The sequence below is a fragment of the Desulfofundulus thermobenzoicus genome, assembly GCF_009428905.1.
In the GTDB taxonomy this organism is placed as follows: Bacteria; Bacillota; Desulfotomaculia; order Desulfotomaculales; family Desulfovirgulaceae; genus Desulfofundulus_A; species Desulfofundulus_A thermobenzoicus.
The window spans coordinates 47,281-61,692 of sequence record NZ_WHYR01000008.1 but is presented as its reverse complement, the minus strand read 5'-3'; the positions used below and the strand labels follow the sequence as shown (position 1 = coordinate 61,692).

Below are 14,412 nucleotides of genomic sequence, written 5' to 3'. Positions count from 1 at the left end.
TATGCCTGGTTCAAAAAAAGCTCACAATACCTAACAATTGTTGGTTTTTGTGAACCCGGCCTCCCCATGACCAGGCTTTCGCTCCTTGCGATTCAATAACGGCCTTTGCCTTTAATATGGCATCGTCACAAAAACGGGAGTTTATGCCAAATAACTTCTGGCCTTCTTTTTTGAGTTCATTACGGAAACGGCCTTCCAATATCCGGTTGAATGTCCATCGGGTACAGGCGCAAAAAAGGCGCATCTCGGTGGTCAGGGGGTCTTCGTCGCCCCGGCCCCACTTCTGGGAGCGAATGTCAGGGTAGACTTCCGGGAAAAACTTGCCACAGACGGTGTATTTCAGGCCGTCTTCCGGGTTAACCGTTTTCTTTATTTTCGGCTTCGTCATCCTGCAACACTCCCGCAATCACTTCCCGAAACCCCTGCCTGATTTTTTGCCGCTTTGCTGATGGTGGTTAAGAGTTCCATAGTATATTGCAACTGCTTTGTTATGTTTTATCAATATTTGTCGGCCTGTTGGTAGCTGCTGCAAACCTCCTAACCTTCTTACTGATCTTACCTTATCATAACATTCTTCCAGGAATATTGTCAAAACCAAAAAGAACTGCCCATCCCCGGCAGTTTCTAATCAAGAGTCATATAGTTTAGCAGGACGGACCCGGTAGGCGGATTTCCTGCGAAGGCGGGATCAATGAGATGCGGTGTATTCGAAATAGAGATTGGTGATCTTCTCCGCCATCACCCGGGCGTCGAACTTTTCCTCCACCGTGCGGGCGGCGTTTTCACCCAGTTCCCGGGCGCGCGCCGGGTTTTCCAGAAGAAAGAGGATCATCTCCGCCAGCCCCCGGGCATCCCCCGGCGCCACCAGCAGGCCGTTGTGGCCGTCCTGGATAATTTCCGGCACACCGCCCACATTGCTGGCCACACAGGGTTTACCCAGGCCCATGCCCTCCACCAGGGACAGGGGGAGGGATTCGGTTAAGGAAGGCAGAACCACCACGTCCAGGCCGCCAATTATTTCCGGGATGTCCTCCCGCAGCCCGGTGAAAACCACTTCCCCGGCAATTCCCAGTTCCTGTGCGTATTCTTTTAATGCCTTTTCCTGAGAACCTGTGCCCACAATAAAAAACCGGACATTTTTACCATGCTCAAGGATGATCCTGGCGGCCTCCAGGAAATAACGGTGTCCCTTTTCCGGTTCCAGGCGGGCGATCACCCCGGCCGTAAAGGGAGCGGCGGACGACGACCGGCCCGCCGGTTCCCCCCCTTTCCCCGTGTCCGGAAGCACCGGCCATCCTTCTCCTTTCCCGGTTTTCCCGGGACCGGGCCGGTTTTGCGCCCGCCGGCGGAAACCCCTTATGTCGATGCCGTTGTAAATAACCACAATCTTTTCCGGGGCAACGCCCTGCTGGATTAGATTATCCCTGGCCGCCCGGCTTACCGCAATCACCCGGTGACAGGTCAGGTGGTTGACCATATTCAGCAGCCGGGATTTCCACCCCCGCGCCGGTGCAAGGGGATCGATGCGGTGCTTGGTATAAACAATCAACTGCACGCCGGCCAGCTTTGCCGCCAGACGGCCGGCAAAGCTGGCGTGGGTATGCACCACCTGGATGTTGTATTTTTTAATGATCCGTACCATCTCTTTGACCTGTGGGTACAGGCCCCGCAGTGGAAAGGATTCATCGGGGGGCATCTGGGGCAATTCCATGACCTCCACCCCCCTGGCTCTAACCATAGGGGCCAGCAGGGAGCCGGCCGGGCAGAGCACCCGTACGTTTAACAAAGAGCGGTCGAAATAATCTAAAAAAGTGAGCAGGTGCCGTCCGGCACCGCCAATATTGGCGTCGCTGATGATGTGCAATACGCTCAAGGGTCTGGCGGCAGGCCCCGGTGACTGCAAATCATGCCTCCCGGGGTTACCGGGAAATGGTTTTCTGTTTTCACCACCGGTTTTTCCCACCCGCGCGGCTGATACGGCCAGGGCCATCAGAAACCAGAAAAGAAAGACCAGCTTGAAGTTGTACCAGGAGTTCTCCGTCAGGCCGTGTACCAGGTAGCCGGCCATACCGGCCAGGGCAGCCAGGGCTACTGTCCTGGGCATGCCCGCCGGCATTTTAAAAGCGTTTCTCAGGCTGAAACCGAAGAAACTGAACATCAGCCAGGCAAAAACGGCCACCCCGAACAGGCCGATCTCCACCAGCATTTCCAGGTAAAAACTATGGGCATGGTAGGCGTAAAAGCCGCTGATACCGTAAAACTGGCTGTATAGTTTGCTGAAGGCGGCGGTGCCCGGTCCCACCCCGCTGAACCAGAAGTCGCGGAACATGGCCAGGGCGGCCTTCCATACCATAAAACGATAATTGGCCGAGGTATCCTGCAGGTTGGTGGCACTGGTCAGCCGGCTGAGGATCAGATCGGGCTGGTACCAGAAAAGTATGCCCAGCAGCAGGGCGCCCAGGAGCAGGATCCGGCGGTCGTAAAAAAGGCAGAATACCAGCAGGGCCGTCAGGAATGCCAGCCAGCCGCCCCGGGACCAGGTAAAAAGCAGGCAGAGGGCCAGAAGGGCGGATTGAACGCCCAGGATCAGGCGCAGGGATATTTTCTGCCGCTGCATCAGCAGGCCCAGACCCAGGATAATGGCCGGCACCAGGTAATGGGCCAGGATATTGGGATTGTCCAGGGTGCCCATGACCCGCACCGTTATTTCCGGGAAGGATTTGGCATCAATCCAGCCGGGATCAACCGGCGGCCGGGAAATAAAATGCTGGTACAGGCCGTATAAAGCTTCCAGGGTGGCGGAGGCCAGAAAGGTTAAAACCAGGAAATGGATTTTCCTTTCATCCTGCAGTTCAATAAGACACATCAGGTAAAAAAGGATAAAAAGGCCGTAAAGCAAGGACACCGCCAGGCTCTGGCGGGGGACAACGGAAAATATGCTGAGAAAAACTAAAAGCAGCCAGAAAACCGCCGACTGCTTGAACAGGGGCAGGCCCGGCACGCCCCGGAAACGCCCCCTGGCTGAAAACAATAAAACAGTGGCGGCGATAAGGAGGGCGGAGAGGGAAACCGGTATAAAAGGGACCAGTAAAGTAATCAACCCGAGGGCAAAAATTTCCGCCCTGTTTGCGGTGATTCGGTAAAGCAAACTTTCTTTAATGCAGGATATTATCTTTGAGCCTGCGGTAAACCTGTTCAAGTGATGGTTGATTGCCGAGATGGTGTTCATCATTTCCCATTTCCTTGCTTAATCGTTTCTATTTTTAAAATATAACCTTCGAAAGTATACATGTTGCTTTTTACATTGACTTTGGAGCCGATTTTAATATCGGTCTGCCCGGCGCGAAATTCATTGTTATATGACTTTAAATTTCCCTCCAGGGTAATGAAAATGGTTTTTTTGTCCGGGACGGGGGACATATGCCAGTTCCCCTGGGAATCTGCAGCCTTTTCCTTATAGTCCTCCACTTTTACCTCTTTTACCACGCCGAGCTGCTCGCCCGAGCGCACTTCTTTGATTATATCACCGGGCTTCACCGCATCGGCGGTAGTTTGACGTACATTTTCAACTATCAACTGCATACGGGCAGGAACCTCGGTAAAGTTCCGGTTTATGCGTTTTAACACTGATGTCTTGGCAAAAATACCGGCAATAGCTCCCAGTACCAGCAAAATAATAAGTAAATCAATGATATTCAGGACGCCGAAGAACCTGCCTTTTTCATCAATAAATTTCATATGATCCATCCTTTTCTTTAATATAATTTGGTACCCTTTTATTCACTCCGAACCTGCCCGGAAACGGGCCGGCTACGGTGTTGAAAGAACTTCCTCATATACCCGGGCCACGTCCCGGGCCATTTTCCGGCCGCTGTATTCCTGGATGACAAATTCCCGGAAAATCCGCCCGGTTTCGGCCCGCCAGTCCGGGGGTCGCCGCAGGAATTCCCGCAGGGCATTGGCCAGGTTGTCCACCGTGGACTGCTCGTCTCTGGAGCGGGCGGTGAAATTGTCCTTCTGGAAGGACGGCAGGTCGCCGGCATCCAAAAGCCCCCCGAAACCCTGGGGGCCGGCCAGCAGGACCGGCCTGGCGCAGGCCATGGCCTCCAGGGCCACCCGGCTCACGCCCACCACCAGGTCGTTTTGCACCAGGATTTTATTCACCTGGGTGCAGGCGCCCAGCAGGCGCACCACTTCCCGGCCCGCCCGGGCATTGAGCTCGGCGGCGCTTTTTGCCACTTCGGCCCGCCGGTTGCCGTCGCCCACGATGGATACGCGCATACCCGGGGCCTGTTCATAAACCACGGCGCAGGCGGCAATCAAATTCTGCGCCACCGTGGCCAGCTCCCCGTCCAGGCGGCTGACCAGGACAATGGCCGGCCGGCCCCGGCCCGGGGGGTGCTCCCCGGCAATGGCGGGGCTGAAGGCCTCGGTGTCGATGCCGTTGGGTATGACCACGATTTGTTCCGCCGGCACCCCGAAATGCCGGACCAGGTGTTCTTTGATATCTTCGCTGACGGCAATGGTCCTTTCCCCCCATTGGGAAAGGTATTTTAAGCCGTAGCGGTAGTCAAAGTTGAAATGGGCGGTGGTGATGAAGCGCACATGGGGCGGCCGGCCCATGAAGGCGGCCACAAAGGCCGGGATGCGGGCATGGGCGTGGATCAAATCCACCCCTTCCTCCGCCACGATCCGGCGCATCTCCCGCATGGATTGCCAGATGTAGGAGATCCGGGGCAAATGCAAAGGAACCCGGTAGTGCTTTACGCCGTACCGGGCTATTTCTTCCACAAAACAGCCGCCGTAGGAAGCCATGATCACCCTGTAACCCATTTCCGTTAAATGACGGCACAGCACCACGGCATGGGTCTCCGCGCCGCCTATGTCCAGTTTCATCAGGGCCAGCAATATTGTGGTTGGTTGCGCCATCCAGGAAAGGCCACCTTTTATACTTTTTATCTTTATTCAGCTTTGCCCTTTAAGTGACGCCAGATTATGGCCGCCATTTCCGCCCGGGTAACGGGCCATCCGGGCCGCAGGGTATTGTCCTCGTAGCCCCCCATCAGGCCGCCGGCCACTACCCGGGCAACGGAGTCCCTGGCCCAGGAGGGGATGGCGGAAGCGTCCCGGAATGGCAACTGCTGCGCCGCCGGGGCGGGCTTTAACGCCCGGTCCAGGAGAGCGCACAGTTCCGCTCTGGTGATCCGGTTATCCGCCCTGAAGGTGCCGTCGGGGTAACCCTTGACCATATTCTGCGCCACCCCGGCTGCAATTACGCCCTTTGCCCAGGCGGGCAGAGTATCCTTAAAACGCACTTCCCCGGTCGCCGGCGGCCAGTTGAGTACACGGGCCAGCAGGGCGGTCATTTCCGCCCGGGTCACCGGCTGGTTCGGCCGGAAGGTGCCATCGGCAAAACCCTTTAAAATTCCCCGGGCTCCCAGGTCTTCAATCTGTTCAAAGGCCCAGCTGCCGCTGCTGTCGGTAAAAAGGCACTCCACCTGCACGGGTACTTCCGCCGTTAAACCGTCGAATGCCGCGGTAATTATACCCCTGCCCCGTTCCTGACCGGCCAGGAAGGTCCCCTCCTTCACCGTCCCGGTGGTGGTCTGGCAGGAGACGAACTGCGCAGGGATGGGTATAACCTGCCCTTCTGCGGTAATTACCTGGAAAGTCAGGGGGATGCTCTCGCCTCTGCGGGCACTGATCCTGGCCGGGGTTACCTGCAGGGCGCGGAGATCGCCGGCCCGGATTACCCGCAAGTTTTTGGCGCCGCGCACACCGCCGGCTTGGGCCGTCAGGGTAGCTGCCGCCGGTGCTGCGCCGGTAAAGGAAAAAGTGCCCCTGTAAACGCCATTATATATATTCTCCTCGATTAGCTTTGTTCCTGCTGGTAAATCCCATTGAATATTTTCCGGCTGCCAGGGATGGTAGTGGGAATCGTAGCCCTGCACGGAGTATTCGGCGTAGGTGCCGGCCACCACCGTATCCGGTCCGGAGATGATCAGACCGGCCGGTGCGCCCGGGGGGGCGTTGTTGTAAATGCCGATGGCATCGGGAATAAGGCGTTCCTGCCCTTCCTTGGGCCGGTTGATCAGGGTGGGGCTGCCGTCCCCCAGGTGGCGGGCCACCAGGGTGGTGGAACCGCCGCCGTCCAGGTTCAGGGCTTCGGTCAGGCCCAGGGTCACCAGGAAACGGGCCAGATCTCTCTGCTCCATGCCGGCGCTTTCCGGGCTTTTTTCCACCACCACGAAATAGAGGGTTTTGCCCCCGTCGGCATAACCCACGGCGGTGCGGGCCGTTTTACCCCGCAGTTCCTCCTGGAAGGGGGCCACCTGTCCCCGCTGCACCAGAAAACTGTTGCTGCCCGCAGCCACTTTTATTTTTTGATAGTCGGGTGTGGTTTTATAAGATACGGTTACCGGCGTTCCGGGGGTAAGGTTATCCCGGATGAAGGCGGCCGCCGCGCCGGCTCCCCAGAGGACGTAACCGTTGGCCGGAATGTCGAAGGCGGCATCTTTAGCCGGCAGCACTTCCCGGACGATGCCGTTTTCCACCCGGGCCACCATGGCCTCCGGGTGGTCGGGGTCGCCGCCCCGGGTTTTGGTGCCCCAGAGGCGGTTGTACAGGGTCAGGTGGTCGCTGTCGGAAAGGCTGCCGTCGGTCAGGTTGTAGGCGGGCTTATTCACGCCGAAAAGGGGGTAGCTCTTGCCGCCGGCCGTTTTCACTTCACCGGAAAACTGGAAGAAATCCAGCAGCGGGCGGCGGTTTTCATCCAGGGCGAAGACGGGCATGTCCCCGCGCATGTTCGGGCTGGATACCAGCTCCCCGTCCCGGATGATGGTCCCCACGGGCTTGCCGTTGGCCATGACAAAAAAGCCGGCGTTAACGGCCGCCACGGCATTTTTCTGCCCCTCCACCATCCGGGTAAGGGGTGCCCTGTTCTCCAGGGTCCCCGCAGCGCCCACCAGGGTCTTTAATTCCAGGTAGGGGTTGGTCAGGTCCAGTTTCAGGACATAGGCTTTTATCTGGCCGTCCCGGTTATGTAAAATATAGGTGGTCAGGGCCGCTCCCTCACCGATTATCTCCGTGGACCGGCTTCTTACCACCGGGTCGTCTCCCGCCGCCCCGGCCGCCGCCGGCAGGGCCAGCAGGAACAGGGCCAGCAGGACGTAAACCAGACACTTGCGCTTAAACATCAAAAATCTCCTTTCCCTTTCATGGTTTTGGGTGCGAAAGCCCCACCCTTATTTTTAGACGTTTCCATGAAAGAAAAAGTTCCCATCAAGGAAAACTGTCCAAAGGTGACGTTGATTTTAAATGTAAAGTATTCTATATTAGTAGTAAGAAAAGAAAAGGGGAGTAAAGTTAAAATGGCCGTTGTAAAGTTGTCCAGCAAGCGGCAGGTTACCCTTCCGGCCGGAATTTGCCGGAAGCTAAATCTCAAAGAGGGGGACCGTTTACTCTTGGAGATTAAAGACGACAGACTGATTTTAACCCGGATGCCCGGATCCTTTAGTCGGTACCTTTCGGGTAGCGCCGGGGGGATTTACGGACGTACGATGGAGGAAATTGACCGGTACGTGCGAAAGGAACGGGATTCATGGGAATAACGGAGTTTTTGGCCACGGTTAAAAAACATCAAAGGGTATTGATTGATACCAATATAGCCATATATTTTTTGGAAAACAATCCCGTTTTCGGGCAGGGGGCCGGGGAGCTGTTTCAAATGGTGGAGGCCGGAAAGATCCGGGCTTACCTGTCCGTTATCTCAGTCACGGAATTGCTGGTAAAACCGTTGCGAGCCGGTAATGAAGAACTGGTTGAGAAAATAATGCTTTTTATAAATTATTTCCCAAACCTGGAGGTAATTGATCTAACCCGGGATATCGCCGTGCGAGCTGCGGAGGTGCGTGCTGCTACCAATTTGAAGGTGCCCGATGCTATTTTGGTGGCGACGGCAGCGACTACGGATTGTGCCTTAATTGGGAATGATCGGGAATGTGCGAAAAAGAATCTGGCAGTGCCCTATATTTATCTGGAAGAGTTCCTCACTTCTCCAGCCGTGCCCCCGCCCGGCGCAGGGTTTCCTGCACCCACCTGATCTGTTCCGGGCCGAAGCGTGCCGGCATTTCACCGAAAAGTACCGCCCGGGCCGCCGCCGCCCCGGCCGCGTCCCCCAGCACGCACAGGTTGGGGATCACCCGTATTTCCGCCCAGGCCAGGGAACAAGCCCCCGTGGCATAGCCCGGCACCAGCAGGTTTTCCGCCCGGGGTGTGACCAGCATACGGTAGGGCAGGTAAACCGGGTTCACCGGGTTGCCGCCCCGGGACTGCCAGTCGGGGCGCAAGATGCCCGTCACCGGCCAGACGGGGTTTGTGCCGGACTGCATGTCGGCGTAGCTGTAAGCGTTGATGTCCATGGTATAATAACCCAGGCCGATACGGTCGGGGTAATTGGCTTCATCGGCTCCGGTGGGCCTGTTTTTCCCTTCCTCCGTTCCTTTGAAAAGATCTTCCCAGCTGGCGGCCTGTTCCTTTCCCGGGGTCCGCGTGTTGGTCGCGGCCGTTTCCTCCTGATAATGTTTAGGGCCCGGGTTTGCCTCAACCCGGTCCGGACCGGTCCGGGCGGCCACCGGGGCGGTTCTCCCGCCGGAAACTCCGCTATTTGCCTTTGTGCTTTTCAGGATTGTGCCCTTTGGCGGCGCTTCGGGAGTATCTTCATTAACGCCGCCCTTTCCGTCACGCCCTTTCCGTTGCTTTCCGGCAGTCCTGTTGGTGCCCCCCGCCCCCTGGCAGGCCGCCGCCGTCAGGGCATAGTTCGTATCTTCCGAATCATGTCCCGCCCTGCGTTCCTCCAGGGGCAGGTGTACCGTTTCCCTGAGGTAGAGAATGTCCCCCACCACCGGATTTCCCCGGTTGTCCGCTACCAGTTCCGCCCTCTGGAAGCCGTACCGCCGTCCCGTATGGGGGTCCACGGCGGAAAACTGGCGCAGGGCCTCCAGGAAGGCGGGTTCCTTCAGCATCTCTATGGCTTTCAGACGGGCCGTATCCACATCCATGTAGTCCGGCCGCACGGCCGGATAACGTCCGGTTCCCCGGTCCCGCAGGTTGGCCCTGCCGTCCACGTTGAATATGAGCAGTGTATTCACCCACCACTGGTCGCTGCCCGGGCCGTCCTGGGCGGCGTTAAAGGGCTTTAAGGCAAAGCCCAGGGGTCCGTAGTGATGGTTGAAGGCCCTGACCACCGGGTTTTCCCGGAAGGTCCGGTTGCCCCCGGCCATACCCATGGTGCCCGATGGGCTGCGGGTAAAGATCAGGTCCCCCATCCGGACCGTCCGGCCCGCTGCCAGGGAAGGTACCGCCACCCCTTTGACCTTGAACATCAGGGTGGCCGCTTGCTGCCGGGCCAGTTCCCGGCGGCCTGTCAGCGCCCCCCACCGGTCCTGTTCCGTGCTGTCCAGGTGGACCACCGGCCAATCATGGCGCCCGGCGGTGGTGGTCAGGCCGGCCAGGCGGACCAGGCGGCCGTCGTCGGAGGCGTCAATAAATACCCGTCCCCACACCCGGCGCGTACGTACGCCCCAGCGGGTGAATCCGTCCCCGCGCCGTACAACCGTCCGCAGCTTCAAAGAAATAATGCGCCGGGGGTGGCTGGCAGTATCTACCGCTTCTATATCGTGCGACCAGAGAATAGAGATATTAGCGTGACCGGCCAGATCCTCCCGCAGCAGTTCCGCCATGGCCGCCGTATTGTAGAACTGGCCGGTTTGACTGTACCAGCGGGCAAAGGAACCGCCGGTCACCAGTTGATTATGCCAGAGGCGGATGTCGAAAAAGTTCTGACCGCCGATGGTGCCGGTGCCGCCCAGGGCCGGCACCGGGTCCGGCACCACCAGCAGGATGGATTTGTCCGGGGCGGCCTGGGCGGCGGTGCGGGCGGCGGCACAGCCGGCGAAGCTGCCGCCGTAAATGACGATATCGTATTTGGCGGCATCGGCGGTGCAGGCGGCGGCCAGGATGGCCGGTAAAAGAAGGGCCAGGAGCAGCGCCGCGGGCCGGAAGGGGAATAAGCGGCCCCGGCCGGTCCGGCTTTGGACCGCCCTCCGGTTGTCGTATCCTTTTTGCTCATTCATTTGGCAAAACCCCCGGGAAAAAATTAGCCAGGAAATTGCCCGTGTGGTATAATGTACCTGTGGGACCTTTTGCTGAAGATCCACGGGAAAGGAGCGTCAAACCGGCTGCCGCCGGTCAAAAGCAATATGCTGGACATTCAATCCGTACAAAGTATTCTACCCCACCGCCATCCCTTCCTGCTGGTGGACAGGATCCTGGAAGTGGAAGAGGGTAAGCGGGCGGTGGGCATTAAAAATGTGACCATAAATGAACCCTTTTTCCAGGGGCATTTTCCCGGCCGCCCGGTGATGCCCGGCGTGCTCATCATCGAGGCCATGGCCCAGGTGGGGGCGGTGGCCCTGTTGAAAATGCCGGAGTTTGCCGGGCGGCTGGCCCTGTTTGCCGGCATTGAAAAGGCCCGTTTCCGCCGGCAGGTGGTGCCCGGGGATCAACTGCGCCTGGAAGTGGAGATTGTAAAAATGCGCGGGCCCGTGGGCAGGGCGGCGGGGCGGGCCCTGGTGGGGGACCAGCTGGCCGCGGAGGCGGAATTGCTGTTTGCCGTGGAGCAGCCGGACCGGGGCGGTTAAAATGCCCCCGGCGAAACCGGCCGGGCAGTTCACCTGGAATAGCCGATGTCTTGACCGGGGTGGGTTTCAGCCGGGGGAACGGCTGGTTGATATGTAAATTTTGTCTCAATTAACCGATTTACCGGCTCAGCTTGTCCATTTGGCCCCATACATTGTTTTTTGCCCTCCGGCGTCCTCTGACAGTATTTGTAGTAAAAAAGTTCAAAATGGTACAATACTCCTGGTACTGTGGGCTCGGATGACGCTCACCGGCCGCACGGTCGGTCCGGTGCGTACATCCAGAATGCAGTTGAGCGGAGGGATTGTACTTGCTGTTTGGCATAGCAGGTCTGTTGCTGGCCGGGGCCGTTACCCTGGTGGTGACCCCGTGGGTCAGACGGCAGGCCTTCCGTTGGGGGGCGGTGGACCGGCCCAACGCCCGGAAAGTGCATCATGAATTGATGCCCCGTCTGGGGGGGCTGGCGGTTTACCTGGGGTTTATGGTTGCCGTTCTGGCCACCATGCAGCCGGGCCGTGCAGTTTACGGTTTGCTTTTGGGGATGACGCTGATCACCCTGGTGGGAGCGTTGGATGATATCCGGGGGCTTTCCCCCCGGGTGAAGTTGGGCGGGCAAATTACCGCGGCGCTTATTTTACTGCCTTTCGGAATACAGGTGTTTTTCATTACCAACCCCGTCAGCGGTCAGATCCTGTACCTGGGCGATCTGGGCATGGTGATTACCGTATTCTGGGTGGTGGCCGTAACCAACGCCGTTAATTTGATTGACGGGTTGGATGGGCTGGCCGGAGGGGTTTCCTGTATTGCGGCCCTGACCATGGCGGTGGTGGGCTGGACCCAGTGGCATGTTTTTGGTGCCGCCGGGCAGCAGGAAGTGATTTGGCTGGCTCTGATCCTGACCGGCGCTTTGCTGGGTTTCCTGCGGTATAATTTTCACCCCGCCAGGATATTCCTGGGGGACTCGGGTTCCATGCTGCTGGGTTATACCCTGGCGGCCATGGCCGTTATGGGGCTGACCAAGAGTGTCACTGCCGTGTCTGTGGTGGTGCCCATGGTCATTCTGGGCATACCCCTTCTGGATACCACCTTTGCCGTGTTGCGTCGCTACCACAAACACCGGTCCATCTTTCAGCCGGACAAAGAACATCTGCACCACCAGTTGCTGGCCATCGGGCTGTCCCACCGGCAGGCGGTGCTGGTAATCTATGCCATAAGCGCCCTGCTGGGGGCCAGTGCCGTGATCCTCAACCTGGTGGCCACGGACCAGGCCATGGCCCTGCTGGTGGTGCTGGCCGTGATCATCATAACGGCCGCCAACCGGGTGGGCATCCTGGGAGGGGTGGTGGGAAAAACTTCTCCCAAGGGCCGGCATGTTTCGGGTAAATTTTAACCGCGCCGGGGCGGGTTCTCCGGGGTATGGGTTTTCAGCCACCGGGGGTATTACTTATCGTGAATTGAGTTCACAAACCTCGTTGTAGTAAAGGTTATGGCAGCGGTCCTTTCCAGCAACTGGACCGCTTATTTTACATTAACGGGGGTGTTGCTTTTTGCATATTCGCAAGGCCATCATTCCGGCGGCCGGGTTGGGGGTGCGTTTTTTACCGGCCACCAAGGCGCAACCAAAGGAAATGTTGCCCATCGTGGACAAACCAACCATCCAGTACATTATTGAGGAAGCCGTATACTCCGGTGTGGAGGATATCCTGATCATCACCGGCCGCCACAAGAGGGCCATTGAGGACCATTTTGACAAGTCGCCCAGCCTGGAAGAGCAGCTGCGCAACAAGGGCAAGCTGGATCTTCTGGAGGTGGTGCAGTATATAAGCGAACTGGTGGATATATATTATGTGCGGCAGAAGGAGCCCCGGGGCCTGGGCCATGCCGTGTACTGCGCCCGTAAATTTATCGGTGAGGAGCCCTTTGCCGTGCTCCTGGGTGACGATATAGTGCGCAGCAAAACCCCCTGTTTGAAACAGCTGCTGGACCTGTACGACGAGATGCCGGGCACCATTCTGGCGGTACAGGAGGTGCCCCCGGAGGATGTCAGTAAATACGGCATTCTGGATGCCGAACCCGTCAGGGATGGTGTTTACCGGGTGCGGGATCTGGTGGAAAAGCCCTCCCCGGAAGAAGCCCCTTCCCGTCTGGCCATCATGGGCCGTTATATCATTCACCCCCGCATTTTTGACATCCTGGCCGAAACGCCTCCGGGAGCCGGCGGTGAGATTCAGCTTACCGATGCCCTGAAAGTGCTCTGCCGGGAGCAGCCCATGTACGGACTGGTGTTTAAAGGGCAGCGTTACGACGTAGGTGATAAGCTGGGCTATTTGAAGGCCATGGTGGAATTTGCCCTGGACAGGCCGGACCTGACGGCCCAGTTTGCCGCTTATCTTAAAGAACTGGCTAAAAACCTTTAATAATTTGGCGGCCGGTCGCCGGCTTACCCCGGGGCAGCTACCCGCAGCCGTGCTTTTGACCCGGCACTCCACTGGCACGTCAAGTCTTCGTAAACCGGTGGTATCAATTAAAGTCTGAAACAGCGGGAGTTATAGTAGTATTCCAGCGAGTGCCGGGCCGTGCCCGCACCTTTTTGACAGAATAGCCGGTGGTAACGGTTTTACCGGACTGTTACCGTTACCTGCTTCCGGGTGGGCGTTTTTTTCTCCTCCCGGCTTTCTTTAAGTTGCCTCAGGTAATCTTCAAACATTTGCTGTCGTTTTGCCAATTGCTTGAGCAGTGTTTTTGTTTTTTTACTCACCGTTGAATCCCTCCCATATACCATTATTCCCAAAATATCCGGAGAAATAAGTCAACGCACCGGGTACATTAACTCACCTGCCGGTGTATAAATACACCGGCTCCCGGTAAACTAAGGTTTGTATGTGGCACGACCATTTTTTGATTTTTGCCGTGCCCGGGGAAAAAGGGCGGTTGTATGGGAGGAAGGGAATATATGAATTCATATCTGGAAATCCTCATCCGCGGTGTGGGCGCCTTTGTGGGGGTAATGGTGATTACCCGGCTGGTGGGCAAAAGCCAGGTGGGTCAGCTTACGGTCAGCGATTTTGTCAATGCCATTGTGCTCGGTTCCATTGCGGCGGCCATGGTTACGGATATAAAGGAAAGCGGCTGGTACTACGCTTTTGGCCTGCTGCTCTTCGGCCTTTTGACAATAGTTTCGGAATATGCATCCCTAAAATACCGTCCCTTGCGTAAATTAATCGAGGGCGAACCAACGGTGGTAATCCATAACGGGAAGATTCTGGAAGATAATATGAAGAAGTTGATATACAACGTGGATAACCTGATAATGCAGCTGCGGGAGAAAAATGTGTTCAACATTGCCGACGTGGAATTTGCCGTGGCCGAGCCCAATGGAGAGTTGAGCGTTCTGTTGAAAAGTCACAAGCAGCCCCTGACCCCCGCGGACATGCAGATATCCACCGGATATCAGGGTATACCCTCGGAATTGATTGTGGATGGGGTGGTGATCCAGCAAAATCTCAAGCAAAACAACCTGACCGAGGACTGGCTCTACCGGGAGCTGGAAAAGCAGGGCATCAAGTCGGTTAAGGATGTGATTTACGCCAGTCTGGACTCCGATGGCAACCTTTACGTGGATCGAAAACACGATACCATGGAGCACATGACCGATATGACCGATAAGCTGCCGGGGAAAATGCCCCAGTGACAGGCACAGTTCCCGGTGGAAGG

Annotated in this window: 13 protein-coding genes; 6 read left to right on the top strand and 7 right to left on the bottom strand. The window is 57.3% G+C overall.

From position 1 onward, the window contains the following. Positions 1–10: 10 nt before the first annotated feature. From GFC01_RS04560 to GFC01_RS04540, 5 genes are all read right to left on the bottom strand, one after another. Positions 11–388 (bottom strand): hypothetical protein, encoded by a 378-nt coding sequence (locus GFC01_RS04560; protein WP_243137238.1) that lies wholly within the window; start codon positions 386–388, stop codon positions 11–13. Between the two features lie 300 nt (positions 389–688). Continuing rightward, positions 689–3,232, bottom strand: a complete 2,544-nt coding sequence (locus tag GFC01_RS04555) for a glycosyltransferase (protein WP_152945451.1) — start codon at positions 3,230–3,232, stop codon at positions 689–691. Then, entirely contained in the window at positions 3,229–3,738 is a 510-nt protein-coding gene (locus tag GFC01_RS04550; RefSeq protein ID WP_194174818.1) for a DUF4330 domain-containing protein, read from the bottom strand. The genes GFC01_RS04555 and GFC01_RS04550 overlap by 4 nt, the downstream gene beginning before the upstream one ends. Positions 3,739–3,810: 72 nt before the next feature. Further along, entirely contained in the window at positions 3,811–4,929 is a 1,119-nt protein-coding gene (locus tag GFC01_RS04545) for a glycosyltransferase (RefSeq protein ID WP_152945449.1), read from the bottom strand. A 32-nt stretch (positions 4,930–4,961) separates the two neighbouring features. After that, complete coding sequence (locus tag GFC01_RS04540; RefSeq protein ID WP_152945448.1) at positions 4,962–7,196, bottom strand: S-layer homology domain-containing protein; 2,235 nt, start codon at positions 7,194–7,196, stop codon at positions 4,962–4,964. A gap of 174 nt (positions 7,197–7,370) precedes the next feature. Here GFC01_RS04540 and GFC01_RS18725 point away from each other — a divergent pair, with 174 nt between their 5' ends. Together GFC01_RS18725 and GFC01_RS04530 are read left to right on the top strand one after the other, a co-directional pair. Continuing rightward, a complete protein-coding gene (locus GFC01_RS18725; protein WP_194174817.1) occupies positions 7,371–7,610 on the top strand; it encodes an AbrB/MazE/SpoVT family DNA-binding domain-containing protein in 240 nt (79 codons plus the stop codon). Positions 7,611–7,618: 8 nt separating this feature from the next. Continuing rightward, on the top strand, positions 7,619–8,101 hold the full coding sequence (locus GFC01_RS04530; protein ID WP_194174816.1) for a type II toxin-antitoxin system VapC family toxin: 483 nt from the start codon (positions 7,619–7,621) through the stop codon (positions 8,099–8,101). On the opposite strand, the gene GFC01_RS04520 is transcribed toward GFC01_RS04530, so the two are convergent. After that, positions 8,049–10,133, bottom strand: coding sequence for an FAD-dependent oxidoreductase (locus tag GFC01_RS04520; RefSeq protein ID WP_243137236.1), 2,085 nt, complete (start codon positions 10,131–10,133; stop codon positions 8,049–8,051). The two genes, GFC01_RS04530 and GFC01_RS04520, sit on opposite strands and share 53 nt — an antisense overlap. A 126-nt stretch (positions 10,134–10,259) precedes the next feature. Between GFC01_RS04520 and fabZ the strand changes: the two genes are divergently transcribed. From fabZ to galU, 3 genes are all read left to right on the top strand, one after another. Continuing rightward, positions 10,260–10,700, top strand: coding sequence for a 3-hydroxyacyl-ACP dehydratase FabZ (gene fabZ, locus GFC01_RS04515; RefSeq protein ID WP_152945488.1), 441 nt, complete (start codon positions 10,260–10,262; stop codon positions 10,698–10,700). Positions 10,701–11,008: 308 nt separating this feature from the next. After that, complete coding sequence (locus tag GFC01_RS04510) at positions 11,009–12,088, top strand: glycosyltransferase family 4 protein (protein WP_152945445.1); 1,080 nt, start codon at positions 11,009–11,011, stop codon at positions 12,086–12,088. Between the two features lie 157 nt (positions 12,089–12,245). Beyond that, positions 12,246–13,115 (top strand): UTP--glucose-1-phosphate uridylyltransferase GalU, encoded by an 870-nt coding sequence (gene galU / locus GFC01_RS04505; RefSeq protein WP_152945444.1) that lies wholly within the window; start codon positions 12,246–12,248, stop codon positions 13,113–13,115. Between the two features lie 200 nt (positions 13,116–13,315). On the opposite strand, the gene GFC01_RS04500 is transcribed toward galU, so the two are convergent. Then, positions 13,316–13,456 (bottom strand): hypothetical protein, encoded by a 141-nt coding sequence (locus GFC01_RS04500; RefSeq protein WP_152945443.1) that lies wholly within the window; start codon positions 13,454–13,456, stop codon positions 13,316–13,318. Positions 13,457–13,651: 195 nt separating this feature from the next. Between GFC01_RS04500 and GFC01_RS04495 the strand changes: the two genes are divergently transcribed. Further along, entirely contained in the window at positions 13,652–14,389 is a 738-nt protein-coding gene (locus GFC01_RS04495; protein ID WP_152945442.1) for a YetF domain-containing protein, read from the top strand. Positions 14,390–14,412: the final 23 nt, after the last annotated feature.